This window comes from Mesorhizobium sp. WSM4898, assembly GCF_029625845.1.
Taxonomy (GTDB): domain Bacteria; phylum Pseudomonadota; class Alphaproteobacteria; order Rhizobiales; family Rhizobiaceae; genus Mesorhizobium.
The window spans coordinates 831461-846134 of the sequence record NZ_JARTVQ010000001.1; the positions used below are offsets into that span (position 1 = coordinate 831461).

The 14674-nt window shown below is 64.4% G+C and carries 14 protein-coding genes and 1 pseudogene; 6 read left to right on the plus strand and 9 right to left on the minus strand.

All coding sequences use genetic code 11. The annotated features are described in order from the left end of the window. The first annotated feature begins 26 nt into the window (after positions 1-26). Positions 27-2306 (plus strand): NADP-dependent malic enzyme, encoded by a 2280-nt coding sequence (locus tag P9228_RS04055; protein WP_278052468.1) that lies wholly within the window; start codon positions 27-29, stop codon positions 2304-2306. A gap of 94 nt (positions 2307-2400) precedes the next feature. On the opposite strand, the pseudogene P9228_RS04060 reads toward P9228_RS04055, so the two are convergent. From P9228_RS04060 to P9228_RS04070, 3 genes and pseudogenes are all read right to left on the minus strand, one after another. Continuing rightward, positions 2401-3237 (minus strand): annotated as a pseudogene (locus P9228_RS04060) (porin); the annotation flags it as partial. Beyond that, the gene (locus P9228_RS04065; RefSeq protein ID WP_347404254.1) at positions 3222-3812 is read right to left on the minus strand and encodes a hypothetical protein; all 591 of its coding nucleotides are present in this window, start codon (positions 3810-3812) and stop codon (positions 3222-3224) included. The gene P9228_RS04065 and the pseudogene P9228_RS04060, both read right to left, overlap by 16 nt. Before the next feature lie 334 nt (positions 3813-4146). Continuing rightward, on the minus strand, positions 4147-5139 hold the full coding sequence (locus P9228_RS04070) for an adenosine kinase (protein ID WP_095799247.1): 993 nt from the start codon (positions 5137-5139) through the stop codon (positions 4147-4149). 263 nt (positions 5140-5402) lie between these two features. Here P9228_RS04070 and P9228_RS04075 point away from each other — a divergent pair, with 263 nt between their 5' ends. Then, positions 5403-6305, plus strand: a complete 903-nt coding sequence (locus tag P9228_RS04075; RefSeq protein ID WP_095799248.1) for an EamA family transporter — start codon at positions 5403-5405, stop codon at positions 6303-6305. A gap of 151 nt (positions 6306-6456) precedes the next feature. Beyond that, complete coding sequence (locus tag P9228_RS04080) at positions 6457-7176, plus strand: sulfate transporter family protein (protein WP_278052470.1); 720 nt, start codon at positions 6457-6459, stop codon at positions 7174-7176. A gap of 70 nt (positions 7177-7246) precedes the next feature. Here the strand turns inward: P9228_RS04080 and P9228_RS04085 are convergent, their stop codons facing one another. From P9228_RS04085 to P9228_RS04105, 5 genes are all read right to left on the minus strand, one after another. Next, complete coding sequence (locus tag P9228_RS04085) at positions 7247-8059, minus strand: oxaloacetate decarboxylase (RefSeq protein ID WP_278052471.1); 813 nt, start codon at positions 8057-8059, stop codon at positions 7247-7249. A 74-nt stretch (positions 8060-8133) separates the two neighbouring features. Next, positions 8134-8991, minus strand: coding sequence for a hypothetical protein (locus tag P9228_RS04090; RefSeq protein ID WP_127240229.1), 858 nt, complete (start codon positions 8989-8991; stop codon positions 8134-8136). A 172-nt stretch (positions 8992-9163) separates the two neighbouring features. Next, on the minus strand, positions 9164-9823 hold the full coding sequence (locus tag P9228_RS04095; RefSeq protein ID WP_095824298.1) for an HAD family phosphatase: 660 nt from the start codon (positions 9821-9823) through the stop codon (positions 9164-9166). Then, a complete protein-coding gene (dut, locus tag P9228_RS04100; RefSeq protein ID WP_278052472.1) occupies positions 9824-10309 on the minus strand; it encodes a dUTP diphosphatase in 486 nt (161 codons plus the stop codon). 84 nt (positions 10310-10393) lie between these two features. Beyond that, entirely contained in the window at positions 10394-10864 is a 471-nt protein-coding gene (locus tag P9228_RS04105; protein WP_067003562.1) for an Lrp/AsnC family transcriptional regulator, read from the minus strand. Positions 10865-10980: 116 nt separating this feature from the next. Here P9228_RS04105 and P9228_RS04110 point away from each other — a divergent pair, with 116 nt between their 5' ends. The 3 genes from P9228_RS04110 to P9228_RS04120 all read left to right on the plus strand — a co-directional run bounded on the left by P9228_RS04110 (position 10981) and on the right by P9228_RS04120 (position 13588). Further along, the gene (locus tag P9228_RS04110) at positions 10981-11235 is read left to right on the plus strand and encodes a DUF6356 family protein (protein ID WP_067003741.1); all 255 of its coding nucleotides are present in this window, start codon (positions 10981-10983) and stop codon (positions 11233-11235) included. Positions 11236-11251: 16 nt separating this feature from the next. Continuing rightward, positions 11252-12052 carry a class II glutamine amidotransferase gene (locus P9228_RS04115; RefSeq protein WP_278052474.1) on the plus strand — a complete coding sequence of 267 codons (801 nt, stop codon included), beginning with the start codon at positions 11252-11254 and terminating at the stop codon, positions 12050-12052. A 162-nt stretch (positions 12053-12214) separates the two neighbouring features. Continuing rightward, positions 12215-13588: an amidase gene (locus P9228_RS04120; protein ID WP_278052475.1), complete on the plus strand. Its 1374-nt coding sequence runs from the start codon at positions 12215-12217 to the stop codon at positions 13586-13588. On the opposite strand, the gene P9228_RS04125 is transcribed toward P9228_RS04120, so the two are convergent. Beyond that, positions 13582-14655 (minus strand): FAD-binding oxidoreductase, encoded by a 1074-nt coding sequence (locus tag P9228_RS04125; RefSeq protein WP_095824297.1) that lies wholly within the window; start codon positions 14653-14655, stop codon positions 13582-13584. The genes P9228_RS04120 and P9228_RS04125 overlap by 7 nt on opposite strands. Positions 14656-14674: the final 19 nt, after the last annotated feature.

Here is a 14674-nt window from a genome sequence, read left to right on the forward strand (position 1 = left end):
GCACAGGCGAGGAAATCAAAAGCATCATGGCCAGGAAAACCGAAAGCAGCGGGCCCTCCGTCAGCGCGCAGGAGGCGCTCGAATTCCACGCCATGGGTCGGCCGGGCAAGCTGGAGATCGTCGCCACCAAGCCGATGGCGACGCAACGCGATCTGAGCCTCGCCTATTCGCCGGGCGTCGCCGTTCCTGTGCGCGCAATCGCGGAGGATCCAAGCCGCGCCTTCGACTATACGACGCGCGGCAACATGGTCGCCGTCATCTCCAATGGCACCGCAATCCTCGGTCTTGGCAATCTCGGCGCCCTGGCTTCGAAGCCGGTCATGGAAGGCAAGTCGGTGCTGTTCAAGCGCTTCGCCGATGTCGATTCGATCGACCTCGAGGTGGCCACCGAGGACGCCGACGAATTCATCAACTGCGTGCGCTTCCTCGGACCTTCCTTCGGCGGCATCAATCTCGAGGACATCAAGGCGCCGGAATGCTTCATCATCGAGCAGCGGCTCCGCGAGTTGATGGACATCCCCGTCTTCCACGACGACCAGCACGGCACCGCCATCATCTCGGCCGCCGGGCTGATCAACGCGCTGGAGATCACCGGCCGAGACATGAAGACCACGAAAATGGTCTGCAACGGCGCGGGCGCAGCGGGCATCGCCTGTATCGAATTGATGAAGGCGATGGGTTTCTCGCCGGAAAATATCATCCTGTGCGATACCAAGGGCGTGGTCTTCCAGGGCCGCACCGAAGGCATGAACCAGTGGAAGTCGGCGCATGCGGTTAAGACCGAGGCGCGCTCGCTCGCCGAGGCGCTGGACGGCTGCGACGTCTTTCTCGGGCTCTCCGCCAAGGGCGCGCTGACCCCCGCCATGGTGCAGTCGATGGCCAAGAACCCGATCATCTTCGCGATGGCCAATCCGGATCCGGAGATCACGCCCGAGGAAGTGGGCGAGATTCGCACCGACGCCATCATGGCCACCGGCCGCTCGGATTACCCGAACCAGGTCAACAATGTGCTGGGTTTCCCTTACATCTTCCGCGGCGCGCTGGATGTTAGGGCGACCACCATCAATGACGAGATGAAGATCGCCGCCGCACGCGCCCTGGCCGAGCTGGCGCGCCAGGACGTGCCCGACGACGTCGCCGCCGCCTATCAGGGCAACCGGCCGAAATTCGGCCCCAACTACATCATCCCGGTGCCGTTCGATCCGCGCCTGATCTCGGCGATCCCGCTTGCCGTGGCCAAGGCCGCGATGGAGTCCGGCGTCGCCCGCAAGCCGATCCTCGATCTCGACCGCTACGCGCATGAGCTCTCCGCCCGCCGCGATCCGATCGCCTCGACCTTGCAGCGCATCTACGACCGCGTCCGCCGCCAGCCCAAGCGCATCGTCTTCGCCGAAGGCGAGGAGGAGCAGGTGATGCGCGCCGCCGTCTCCTATGTGAACCAGAGGCTGGGCACGGCGATCCTGCTCGGCCGCGACGACGTCATCAAGGAGAATGCCCGCAACGCCGGCATCGAGCTCAACAAGCAAGGCCTCGAGATCATCAATGCCAGGCTGTCGCGCCGCAATGGGATCTACACCGACTATCTCTACGAACGTATGCAGCGCAAGGGCTTCCTCTTCCGCGACTGTCAGCGCCTGATCAACAACGACCGCAACCATTTCGCCGCCTGCATGGTGGCGCTGGGCGACGCCGACGGCATCGTCACCGGCGTGACCCGCAACTATTCCACCGCGCTCGACGACGTGCGCCGCGTCATCGACGCCAAGCCGGGCCACCGCGTGATCGGCGTTTCGATCGTGCTGGCAAGGGGCCGCACCGTGCTGGTTGCCGACACCGCCGTGCACGACATGCCGAATGCCGAGCAGATCGCCGACATCGCCGAGGAGGCGGCCGGCTTTGCCCGCCGCATGGGCTACGAGCCGAGGATTGCGATGCTCGCCTACTCCACCTTCGGTCATCCGCAGGGCGAGCGCTCCGAGCGGGTGCAGGAGGCGGTGCGCATCCTCGACAAGCGCCGCGTCGACTTCGAATATGACGGCGAGATGGCCGCCGACGTGGCGCTGAACCCGCGCGCCATGGCGCAGTACCCGTTCATCAGGCTGACCGGTTCGGCCAATGTGCTGGTCATGCCCGCCTTCCACTCGGCCTCGATCTCGACCAAGATGCTGCAGGAACTCGGCGGCTCGACCGTCATCGGCCCGCTGCTGGTCGGTCTGAACAAGCCGGTGCAGATCGTCTCGCTCAACGCCAAGGACTCAGACATCGTCAACATGGCGGCGATCGCGGCCTATACGGCGGGGAATTGACGGGCGGCCGCCGCGCCCCGCCCTTTGCCGAACTCAAAAGCAAAAAGGCCCGTGGCGATGCCGCGGGCCTTTCTGTTTGGGTCGCAGCTTTCGATCAGAAATTGCGCTGGAAGCGGACGATGCCGCCGACGCTGTCCTTCTTGTCGGCCTTGGTCCAGTTGCCGAACGGAGTGCCGTCGTAGAAGTGGCCGAAGTGGTTCCAGTCGACTTCGGTCGTGATCGTGTAGCCCGGCACGATGGTGTAGGCGACGTTCGCCGCCAAAGCGTAGTTCTTGTCGTCGTCGGCCGAAGCCTGGAGATTGAACGCCGTCTTGTCGTTGAACTTGTAGGTGCCGCCGCCCCAGACGGCCCAATTGCCGCCCCACGGCTTGTAGAAGCCGCGACCGCTGGCATCGATGGCGTTGCCGGCATTGTCATTGAGGTTGTCGTCGGTGCCGTAGCCGCCCACGACGAACAAAGTCAGTTCCTTGCTGACATTGACGTCCAAGCGAACCTTGCCGGCGACTTCCTCGTAATTGCTGTCATAGGCGACGACGCCGGTGATCGCACCCCAGTCGCCCTTGTACTTCAAGCCGCCGACGACGTGAGGAACGTAGCTGTCGATCGTGCCGGTCACGCCGGAGCCCCCTTCGAGCGAGATGACGCCCGAGAAGCCGCCGTCCACATCGAAGTAGTAGCTGACGACGTTGGTGTCCTTGACGCCGTACGGAATGATCGTGTCCTGGATGACATTGCCCGCGTAACCGATGAACTGGTCATAAGGCGTTTCGTCCTTACCGACGCGCAGGCCGCCGAGCTGGATCCAGGCGAAATGCAGGTCGGGCGCCTTGTTGGCAGCGGGGTTGGTGTCAACCTCACCGTTGGAGGTGACCAGGTTCTTGTCACCGAAGTTGAAGCGCGTTTCGGTGTAGGTCTTCAACGTGCCGAGCTCTCGCGCAGCATTTCGATGGGGACGCGGCCATCCAGTTCGGGGCAGGGATGAGCGAGCCAGAACCAGGCCAATCTCGGATTGGTGATGGCCGCCAACACCTCGCTTATGCCGGGGGCCGGCCTGCCGTCGATGAACTGGGCGAGCGGGAAGACATGCTTGCGGCCGCCTTTGCGCAGCGCGACGACCTCAGCGCGCCTTTGCCAGCGGTGCAGCGTCGAGCGAGGTATACGGAACTTCTCTTCCAGATAGGTCGACCCGGCGACCTCGCCGGCCCAGTCTTCGATCAGCATCGACTGCAGCTCGGAGACCCGCTCGGCAAAGGGCCGCGGGATGGGCTTGCCGGCCCCGATCTTCGGATTTTCGTCCCTGCTGCCTGCGTCGCGCGGCTCGGCGCGCGCGATCTTCTCCGCCATCGCGCGGAAGAATTCGGAGGCGAGCCCGGTCCAGCTGCCCTTGAAGGAGGTGATGGCAAGCCGCTGCGCCTGCGGCAGGAACGGAAGGGCGGCGGCAACACCGCCGGCCATCGCGGTGGCGCAGATCAGCGCCTCCGCGTCCTTTAGGACGCCATGCTGCATCAAAGCCTGTCGCACAGCCTCGGCCACAACTCCGGCCAAGGCGTCTTGCGAAGTTCCTTCAGGCGGATTCTGAAATCTGGTCATGCATCTGTCTTGCGGGGCCGCGCTTCTCCCAAACTGGGCCGTCGTTGAACGGCTACAGCGGAAAGCGGCTATCGCAATGGTGACGGACGCAGCGACCGTGAAGGTTGCTGTCTTGCATTTTTGACACCCCAACTGCTGCGGGCGCCCGAAATGTCAGTCGCGGAACGCCCAATGTGCCTCTAGGAGCGATCTATGACAGCGGCGCGACAGCCGGGTTCATTTGGCGCCCGACCGGGATGACGCGGCGGAACTAAAGCAGGCCCGCCTGTTCCGCTTCGCGGCGCAGATTCTGGCGCGGTCGCGGGCCGATCTGCTGGATCACCAGCCCGGCCGCCAGTGAGCCGAGGTCGCCGCAGTCCTGGAGGCTGCGTCCGGTCGTGTATCCATAGAGGAAACCGGCGGCATAAAGGTCGCCCGCGCCGGTCGTGTCGACCAGTTCCTTGATCGTGGTCGCATGAATAGTGACGGTCTCGTCGCCGCGCACGATCACCGAGCCCTTTTCCGAGCGAGTAACGGCGGCGATCTTGCAATCTTTGCGTATCGCCGCCAGCGCGTCCTCGAAGGAAGCGGTCTGGTAGAGCGACTTGATCTCGTGGCTGTTGGCGAAGACGATGTCGACCGTGCCGGAGCGCATCAGATCGAGGAACTCGTCGCGGTAGCGGTCGACGCAGAAAGAATCCGACAGCGTCATCGACACTTCGCGCCCCGCCGCATGCGCCAGCCTCGCGGTCTGCCGGATCGCTTCCTTGGCGCGCGGCGGATCCCACAGATAACCCTCGAAATAGGTGACCTTGGCGCCGGCCGCCTTGTCGGCCTCGACGTCCTCCGGCCCCAGCTCGACGCAGGCGCCGAGATAGGTGTTCATCGAGCGCTCGCCGTCCGGCGTGACGAAGATCATCGAGCGAGCCGTCGGCGGCTCGCCTTGCAGTGGCCTGGTGTCGAAGGCCACGCCCTGGGCGCGGATATCATGGCTGTAGATGTCGCCGAGCGCATCGTTCGACACCTTGCCGAAAAAGGCGGCGCGGCCGCCGAAGCTCGCCACGCCCGCCGCCGTGTTGCCGGCGCTACCGCCTGAAGCTTCGATCGCCGGTCCCATGCGGCTGTAGAGGAGCTCGGCGCGCCTGGTGTCGATGAGGTTCATCGCGCCCTTGATGATGCCGTTGGTTTCCAGAAAGGCCTCGTCGCATTGCGCGATGATGTCGACAATGGCATTGCCGATGCAAAGCACGTCATATTCCGGCATCAATGTCTCCGCCAACGACTGTCCGGCTTTGTGCCACGCCGGCCGCGCGCGGGTCTAGCGGCTCGCAGCCGCTTTGCCTACCCCGAAAATCGGCACCGGTTTCCGCTTCGCCGACTTCCGGCCGGTTGCTGCGGCAGCCGTCGCGCCGAACTGGACCATATCGTTAGAGGCGACGGCGGCTATGGTTGGAGCGTCATCGAAACATCTAAGCCGCGGTGTGAGCTAGAACGGACCGTCGAAACAGGCTGAAGGCGCGAAATCCCATGTCCGATAAGACCGAGATGACGACCGAGCTGGCGCTGCTTGGCCTGCTGGCGGTGTTGTGGGGTGCCTCCTACACCTTCATCAAGATCGGCGTCGAGACGATCCCGCCGGTGACCTTCATCGCCGGGCGCACGCTGATCGCCGGCGGCATTCTGCTTGGCCTCATCCGCTGGCGCGGCCTTGTCATGCCGCGGGAGGTGGTCATGTGGCGCCGCTTCATGTTCCAGGCCTGCCTCAACAGCGTCATCCCGTTCACGCTGATCGCCGCCGCCGAACGTTCGATCGACGCCGGCCTTGTCACGATCCTCAACGCGACGTCGCCGATCTTCACCTTTCTGCTGACGGCGCTGATCACCCGCCACGAGCCGGTGACATTGCGCAAGCTGGTCGGCGTCGGCGCCGGCATCGCCGGCATTTGCCTCATCGTCGGCACCGAGGCGCTGGGCGGCATCGGCCATCAGCTCTGGGCGCAGCTTGCGGTCGTCGCCGCCACCGTCTGCTATGCCGGCGCCGCCATTTTCGGCCGCAATTTCAGAGGGCTCGACCCGATGGTGCCGGCCGCCGGCTCGATGATCTGCGGCGCCGTGATCCTGATTCCCTTGAGCCTCGTCTTCGACCGGCCCTGGACGTTGACGCCGTCGACGGCGTCGATTCTGGCGCTCTTCGGGCTTTCGGTCTTCTCCACCGCGCTCGCCTTTTCGATCTTCTTCCGGCTCATCCACACGCTGGGCTCTGTCGGCACTACCTCGCAGGCCTATCTGCGCGTGCCGATCGGCGTCGGCATCGGCGCCGTCTTTCTGGGCGAAAGCCTCGGGCCGAGCGCCTGGTTCGGCATGGGCTTCGTCGTCGTTGGCGTCGCGGCCATGACCATCCCGGCCAGACTGGCCAGGCTTGCGCAATAATGCATGTCGCCCAAAAGTGCATGGCGGTTTTGGGAGGACGACATGCATCGAGACAAACCTAAGGCGCGTCGACGCGACGCGCTTAGTTGCGCCGCTTAGCAAGCCCGCCTATCTCGGGATCGTTGCTCCTCTGTAAGGGCTTGGACCTGCCGTGATCCTCGACGCCGCACGCGCTGCCGCCAGCCGGCTGTTCTCACCTGAATTCCGCTCGGTCTTCCTGAAGACGCTGGGCCTGACGCTGCTCGCCTTGGTGGCGCTGTGGTTCGGCATCGAGAGCCTGCTCGAATGGCTGGCATGGCCGTGGCTGCAGACATTTGTGCCCGGCCTGCCGTCCTGGGCAGGATGGCTGAGCGGCATCATCGCCGGCATCCTGTTGGCAATGGGCATGGCGCTGCTCGTGGCACCCGTAACGGCGATCGTCGCCGGGTTGTTCCTCGACGATATCGCCGAGGTGGTCGAGCGCACCGACTATCCCGGCGATCCGCCCGGCCGCGCCGTGCCGGTGCTGCAGTCGCTGGCGCTGGCGATAAAATTCTTTGGCGTCGTGATCCTCGGCAACATCGTCGCCCTGCTGCTGCTCCTCGTGCCGGGCATCAACCTCGCCGCCTTCTTCATCGTCAACGGCTATTTGCTGGGCCGCGAATTCTTCGAGTTCGCCGCCATGCGCTTCCGCCCCGAGGCCGAAGCCAAGGCGCTGCGCCGGAAGTATGCGGGCACGGTATTCCTGGCCGGACTGCTGATCGCGGTCTACCTTGCCGTGCCGCTGCTCAACCTTTTGACCCCGCTCTTTGCCGCCGCCATGATGGTGCATCTGCACAAGGCGGTTTCGGCGCGGGACCCGGTCCAGCGCAATTCCAGGAAAAGTGCGTAGCGGTTTTCCGTCCGGAAATGCGCAACAAGGGGATAGAGCGGTTCGGCGTTTCCGTGAAACGCTGAACGCCCTAATCTTGCTCGGTACCGCCCCCGCGGAACAGCGCCTGCAGCTTGCCGAACGGCATCGCCGAACGGGTGAAGCCGAAGGTGCCGTCCTGCTGGATTTCCCGCGCAGCGGTTTCCAGCATGCCAAAGGCGAAATTCGTCAGCCATGGCCCGAGCGAGACGCGTTTGACGCCGGCCACGGCAAGGTCGGCCACGGTGAAGCCGGGCCGCGCCATGACATTGACCGGCTTGCTGACCGCGGAGCAGACCGTCCGCACCGTGTCGATGTCGCTCAGGCCCGGCGCATAGAGCACGTCGGCGCCGGCTTTCTCGAAAGCCTGCAGACGCTTGATCGTGTCGTCGAGATCGGTCTTGCCCCAAAGGAAATTCTCGGCTCGCGCGGTGAAGACGAAATCGTGCTTCAAGGCGCGCGCCGCCTCGGCGGCCGCGGCGACGCGTTCGACTGCATGCGAGAACTCGTAGATTGGATACTCTAGATCGCCCGTATGGTCCTCGATCGAGCAGCCGGCAAGGCCCGCGGCTTCCGCCGCGAAGATGGTTTCTGCGGCCTGCTCAGCGCTGTCGCCCTTGCCGCGCTCGAGATCGGCCGAAACCGGCAGGTCGGTTGCCGCCGTCACTTCGCGGCAATGGTGGATCATGGCCTCGAACGTCACGGCGCCGTCGGGCAGGCCGCGCGAGAAGGCGAAGCCGGCGCTGGTCGTGGCCAGCGCCTTGAAGCCGAAGGAAGCCAAAAGCTTGGTCGTGCCGACATCCCAGGGATTGGGCATGACGAAGGTCGAGGCGTGCAGATCGCGAAAAATCTTGCCCTTGTCCATGGCGGGTCCTCAATCATGGGTCGTGCCGGGAATTTATCGCGGTCGCCCCGCTCGGGCAAACGAATGCGCTCGGCTCAGAAGCGTTTCTCGTTCTCTGCTGACAACCGTTTGAGGGCGTCTGAACCCGCCACGTAGCGCGACGTTTTCTTATCCCAATGATAGATGGCTGAAATGTCCTTCGAGGACGCCTCGGGCGCCTCATCGTCGCAGCTTTCGCCGCTTGGTATCGTGGCGTCGGTCACCGTCACCTTGACGGCTGCATGCGGCCGGCCGTCGGCAACGGCCTTAAAAGCGATGTCCTGCTTGCGGCTGTAGGTGCATAGCCTTTCATCGAACGTGTAGATCATGTCGATCAGTTCGAACTTGTCGTTGCGCACCATGATCAACGGCGTGATCACATAGCCCTGGCTCGAATTGAAATGCGTGCTCATGGTGATGAGGATATCGTCACCGGCGCCGACCGACAGTTTGTTCGGTTCGCGAAAATAGGTGCTGCGATCGACGGCGACATTGACCGCGTCGAGCAGCGCCGGCTTGCCGCCGGTCAGATCGTAGAGCGCCAGCATCGCATAGCCCTCGGCGCTGTCGGGAGAGTCGCCGAGATCGAACAACATGGTCAGCCGGTCCTTGCCGCCGGCCTTGATGGCCAGCACCGCAGCATTGGGCAGGCTTGATGTCTCAGGCGGCGAGCCACCGCTGTCCGGACCGGCGACATGGCGCATTTCGATCGGCAAGCCGCCGTGGTAGAAGCCATCGGCGTTCAACGCCAGATCGGGGATGACCATCCTGGCCAGATCGAGATAGGTGACGTCCTTGTGGCCCGGGATGGCGCTGGCAAAGTCCGGAAAGCTGACATTTTCCGCGCTCGCCGGGCCCCAAAACCATAACAGAAGCACAAGAGCGAGGGCGAGGCGAAGCAGGGTGAATTTCATGGGGTGGGAGCCGCCGGCTGTTTGACGGCTGCACGCTAGCACGGAAGATTTCGCCGCACAGCCCGGAGCAATTCCAGGAAGAATGTGAACCAGTTTTCCGTCCGGAATTGCGTAAACTAAATCATAGAGCGGGTCGGCAATTCGACGAAAGCGGAACCGCTCCAGTGTCCGATCAAAGGATCGGCACCAGTCCTGCGAGGTCCCGCATGTCGTCGAACAGGATCCCGCCGGCGCCCGCCAGCCCGTCGCGGTCCGAGAATGGATCGGCGTGATAGGAAAACACGCGCATGCCGGCGGCAATGCCGGCCTGGGTGCCGGCGACGCTGTCCTCGATGACGATGCAGTCGACCGGCGCGAAGCCCATCGTCTTTGCCGCATGCAGGAAGAGGTCCGGGAACGGCTTGCCGCGCCCGACCATGGTCGAGGAAAACATGGCGTGCTCGAACAGCGGCAACAAGCCGGTCTGCCCGAGCGTGATATGCATCTTCGAAACCCGCGCCGACGAGGCGACGCAATAGGCAATACCGGCGGCGCGCACCTTTTCGATGAAATCGCGCACGTGAGGGATCGCCTCGACGCCATGCGCGAATAGATCCGGCAGGCCGGCGTTCCAGCGTTCGACGAAGTCGGCGCCGAGCCGGGCCTCGGTCGCCTCTTCGATCTCTTTCTGCACCGAGGCCATGCTGCGGCCCGAGAAGATCTTGCGGCAATATTCGAATGTGGTTTGAAAGCCCGCTTCACAAAGCCAGTCGGCGAGGCGCCGATTGGCAAGGTTCTCGGTGTCGACCAGAACCCCGTCGCAATCGAAGATGACCAGTTTTGGGACGTGCATTTATGCGGTGCCGGTCGATCCGAAACCGCCGGCGCCGCGCGCCGTGCCGCCGGCGAGCGCCCGTTCTTCGCTGGCCACCTGCGTGACTGCCGCAAACACGATCTGCGCGATCCGCATGCCGCGCGTCACCGCGAAGTCCTCATCGCCAAGATTGACGAGCAGCACTTTCACCTCGCCCCGGTAATCGCTGTCGATGGTGCCGGGCGTGTTGAGCACGGTCAGCCCATGTTTGAAGGCGAGGCCGGAGCGCGGCCGCACCTGGCCTTCCATGCCTTCCGGGATTTCCACGATCAGCCCGGTCGGCACCAGCGCGCGTTTTCCGGGCAGGATAAGCAGCGGCCGGTCTTCCGGCACCGCGGCTCGCACGTCCATCCCGGCCGCGCCCGCGCTTTCATAGGTCGGCAGCGGCAAGCCATCGCCATGCGGAAGCCTGACGAAACCGACGGTGGGGCCGATGACGGAGGAAGGATAGACAGCCGTGCGCATGAGCCCATTCCTATCGGCGCGGCTGCCGATTCGGTCAACCCGGCCGCGACGCTATCAACGCCTTTCTTTCAATGCGGTTCCGCGTCAGCGCAACTCCACCGGAACGACGGTCGTCTCCTTGATCTCCTCCATGACGAAGGAAGCGGAGACGTCCGACAGCGGCACCTTGGCGATCAGCCGCTGATAGAGCCTGTCATAGGCTTTCACGTCGGCGACGCGGGCTCTCAGCACATAGTCGAGGTCGCCCGACATGCGGTAGACGCCGGTGATCTCGGCAAAGCCCGTCACCGCCGCCCGGAACTTTTGCAGCCAGTCCGGGTCGTGGTTCGACGTGCGGATCAGGATGAACACCGAAAGCCCGAGTCCAAGCTTGTCGGCATCGACCAGCGCCACGCGCCCGGTAATGACGCCCTCCTCCTCCAGCCGCTTCACGCGCCGCCAGCAGGCGTTGCGGGACAAGGCCACGCGCTCCGACAACTGGTCGACGGAAAGCGTGCCGTCGCGCTGCAGTTCGGCCAGCAATCTCCGATCAGTTTCGTCGATATCATATGCCATTCTTGGGATAAATGTCCCAAAATAGGGCTAGACACAAGGACAATTTGGGATCGATGAACCTTCAACTCGTGGCAGGATACTCAATATCGGGGCTCATCCCGGCAGGAGGGATCACCATGACGACGCGGTTTTCGGCGCTCTTTACGTCTCATCCGGCCAAGGTTGGCGAAACCTATTTCGGCCACATGGCCTTCGCCGCCTGGTTCTGCTCCCGCCTGTCGATGGCCGCGGGCGCCGCCCTCGTTCACGCTTTCTTGCCATTTCTGTTCGAGACTACCGCCAGCCGAATCGTCCGTGAGCTCTATGAGCGCACGAACAACAGAGGCTCACACGCGGTGAAGGAGCCTCAGGCTCTGATGGATCGCGCCTGATAAATGGTGGAATGCGATGTGCCGGTGGGCGGCTTATCTCGGTGAAGCGGTCTTCCTCGAAGACATCGTCACCGCGCCCTGCCACTCGCTGATTGCCCAGAGCCACTGCGCCCAGGAGGCCAAGTCGCCGACCAATGGCGACGGTTTTGGCCTCGCCTGGTATGGCGACCGTCCCGAGCCCGGCCTTTACCGCGACATCCTGCCGGCCTGGTCGGACCCCAATCTGAAAAGCCTCTGCCGGCAGATCAAATCAGGCCTGTTCCTCGCTCATGTGCGCGCCTCCACCGGCGCCGCGACCAGCCGCATGAACTGCCATCCCTTCGTCTCCAGCCGCTGGTCGTTCATGCATAACGGCCAGATCGGGGGCTTCGAGAAGATCCGCCGCGCGCTTGAGAATTCGCTGTCGGATGCTGTCTTCGACCAGCGCGAAGGGACGACTGATTCCGAACTGTTCTTCCTGCTGATGCTCGACGAAGGCCTGTCCGCCGACCCGCAAGGCGCGGTAGCCCGCGCCACCAGCCGCGTTCTCGAGGCTTCGCGCCACGCCGGTCTCGAACCCTCCCTGAAGCTGACAGCGGCATTTTCCGATGGCGAGGCGCTCTACGCCGTGCGCTACGCCACCGACGGCCAGGCGCCAACGCTCTATACCGGCGCATTCGCGAGCCGCGCCGGCCGCTGCATCGTCTCCGAACCGTTCGACCGCGACGGCGGAGAATGGCAGGCGATCCCGCCGTCGAGCTTTGTCACCATGACAAGGGACGGCACAAACATCCGGCCGTTCGCGCCGACCGTTGCTAAGTTCGCGTTGGCCGTCTAGCTCCAAACGTAGCGAAGGTCGCGGGACAGCGCCGCCCTGACCACAGGTGGGCGCAATTTCGATCAAGCACCGCTGTCCTAACAATGCTGAATTCGGCTTGAAGCCGCGGTCTCATCCGCCATGTTCAAGGCGCAGCGCGGCAAGCAGCCGGAGTGCAGCACAATGGACATCGGATTTTCCTCGACTACCGAACTCGCGGCAGCAATTGCCCGGCGGAGAATCTCGGCCGTGGAGGCGCTGGACGCGCATCTGGCGCAGATCGACCGGCATAACGAAGCTCTGAACGCCGTCGTCCTCCTCGATCGGGAAGGCGCGCTTCAGCGTGCCCGAGAAGCCGATGCGGCACTGGCCCGCAGCGCCGCGCTCGGCCCGCTGCACGGCGTGCCGTTCACGCTGAAGGATGCGCACGAGACCGCTGGCATGAAGACGACGGTCGGCTTCCCGCCATTTGCCGACAACGTTCCCAAGCAGGACAGCCCTGTGGCTGCCAGGCTAAAGAGAGCCGGCGGCGTGCTGGTCGGCAAAACCAATGTCGCCACCATGCTGGGCGACTGGCAGTCTGACAATCCGCTGTTCGGCCGCACCGGCAACCCTTGGGATCCGTCGCGCACAGCGGGCGGCTCCAGCGGCGGCGCTGCCGCTGCGGTTGCTGCGGGCATGACGCCCTTCGAGGTCGGCACCGACATGCAGAGTTCCATCCGCTTGCCCGCCGCCTTTTGCGGCGTCTACGGCCTGAAGCCGACCGAGCATCGCGTCTCGCTGGCCGGCGCTTTTCCCGACCCGGGCGGCATTCCGCGCAGCGTCCGCTTGATGTCCTGTGTCGGGCCGATTGCTCGCAATCTGGAGGACCTGGCGCTGATTTACCGGATCATTGCCGGTCCGGACGGCGGCGATACCGATCTGGCGCCGGTGCCGGTTGATGCGATACCGACGCTCGAGCTGACATCGCTGCGCATCGCCTTCGCCGGCACCTTCCGCAGCTTTCCGGTGGCCGCCGAGATCGGCGCCGCGGTCGAGAGATTGGCTGCTAGGCTGGCTTCCGCCGGCGCGCACGTCGAGGAAGCCAAACTGCCGAAGCTCGACCTGCATGATGATCTCACCGAGGGCGGCAAGTTGATCGGCATGATGCTGGAGGCAGCGCAACCGGAACCGCCGGAACAGCCTGCGCCGGTGTCGCGCTGGTTCGCGGCGCTCGCTCGCCGCGACCGGTCGATTCTTGCTTGGGAGCGGTTCTTCGAAAGCTGTGATTCCTTGCTTTGCCCGGTCGCCATGACAACGGCCTTTCCGCACTGCAAGCCAGGCAGCGCGCTGAAGGTCGACGGCAAGGACGAGAGCTATTGGATGCTGCCGGCCTATGGCGCGGTCTTCAATTATTCCGGCCATCCGGCGCTGGCGATACCAGGCGGGCAGGACAGCAACGGGTTGCCCATCGGCCTGCAACTGGTCGGCAAGCGCTGGTCGGAGGCGAGACTGCTCGGCGTCGCTGCGGCGATCGCGCCGCTGACCGACGGGTTTCGCCGGCCGCCGGGCTACTGAGCGAAGCGCGACAGCGCATAAGGCGCGAGCAATGGATCGCGCTCGCCATCGACGATTTCGCGGGCCGCAAACAGGCCGATGGCGGGTGCCAGCGTGATGCCGGAATGGGTGACGGCGACATAGACGCCGCCTACGCCGTCGGCGCGGCTAACAATTGGGAAACCATCGATCGGAGTAGGACGATAGCCGACTGTGTGGAAATCGTACTCCAGCCCGTCGGCGCCGCGCAGCATCGCTTTCACCGCTTCGAAAAGCTCAAGCGCGGTTGCCTCCGGGTTCTCGCCCGGATCGCCGCCGCCAAAATCCGAGCCGGCGATGATCCGGCCCTCGGCCGTCTGCCGCATATGCAGCCTCTCGGCCAGCACCAGGCCGTTGAGGAGCTTCCTGTAGGGTCGCGAATGCACGATCAGACCGGGCGGCGTCTTGATCGGCAACTGGACGCCTGCCGTCGCGGCGATCGCCGGAGCGCCGGCGCCGGCGGCGATCACCACCTCGTCGGCGGCGATGGTTTCACCCGCAACGACGACGCCGCTCAGGCTGCCGCCGGATAGAGTCAGTCTATCGACAGTCCCAGTAATAAGCCGCGCGCCGCGCCGTTCGGCGTCCGCCAGCAGCGCCGTTGCGGTCGCCACCGGCTCGGCCACGCCTTCCTCGGCGACATGAAGCGCGAAATCGGGAAGCTCGGTCAGGTTGGGTTCGATCCGCGCCGCCTGTTCGCGGCCGACCTGCTCGATGCCGTAGCCCCAGGACGAATGCTCGGCCGCATAGGCTTTGAGCTTGTCCGCCGGCAGGTCCCAGCACAGGCCGCCGCACCAGGCAAGCGGCAGGCCCGGCAGATCATTCGCCAAGCGTTTCCACTCGTTCATCGCCCGGATGCGCAGCCGGAAATAGGTCTCCGGATTGCCCCAGCTTGCGTTGATCCAGGCGAAGGAATTGGGCGTCGCGACGCCCCCGGCGCCGCTTGTCGAGACGACCGTCACCCTCGCTCCAGCCTTCGCCAGATGCCAGGCGATCGATGCGCCGATGATGCCGGCGCCGATGACGATGACTTGTTTTGCGCTGCTCATGCCATGACCTTCAGAGGAG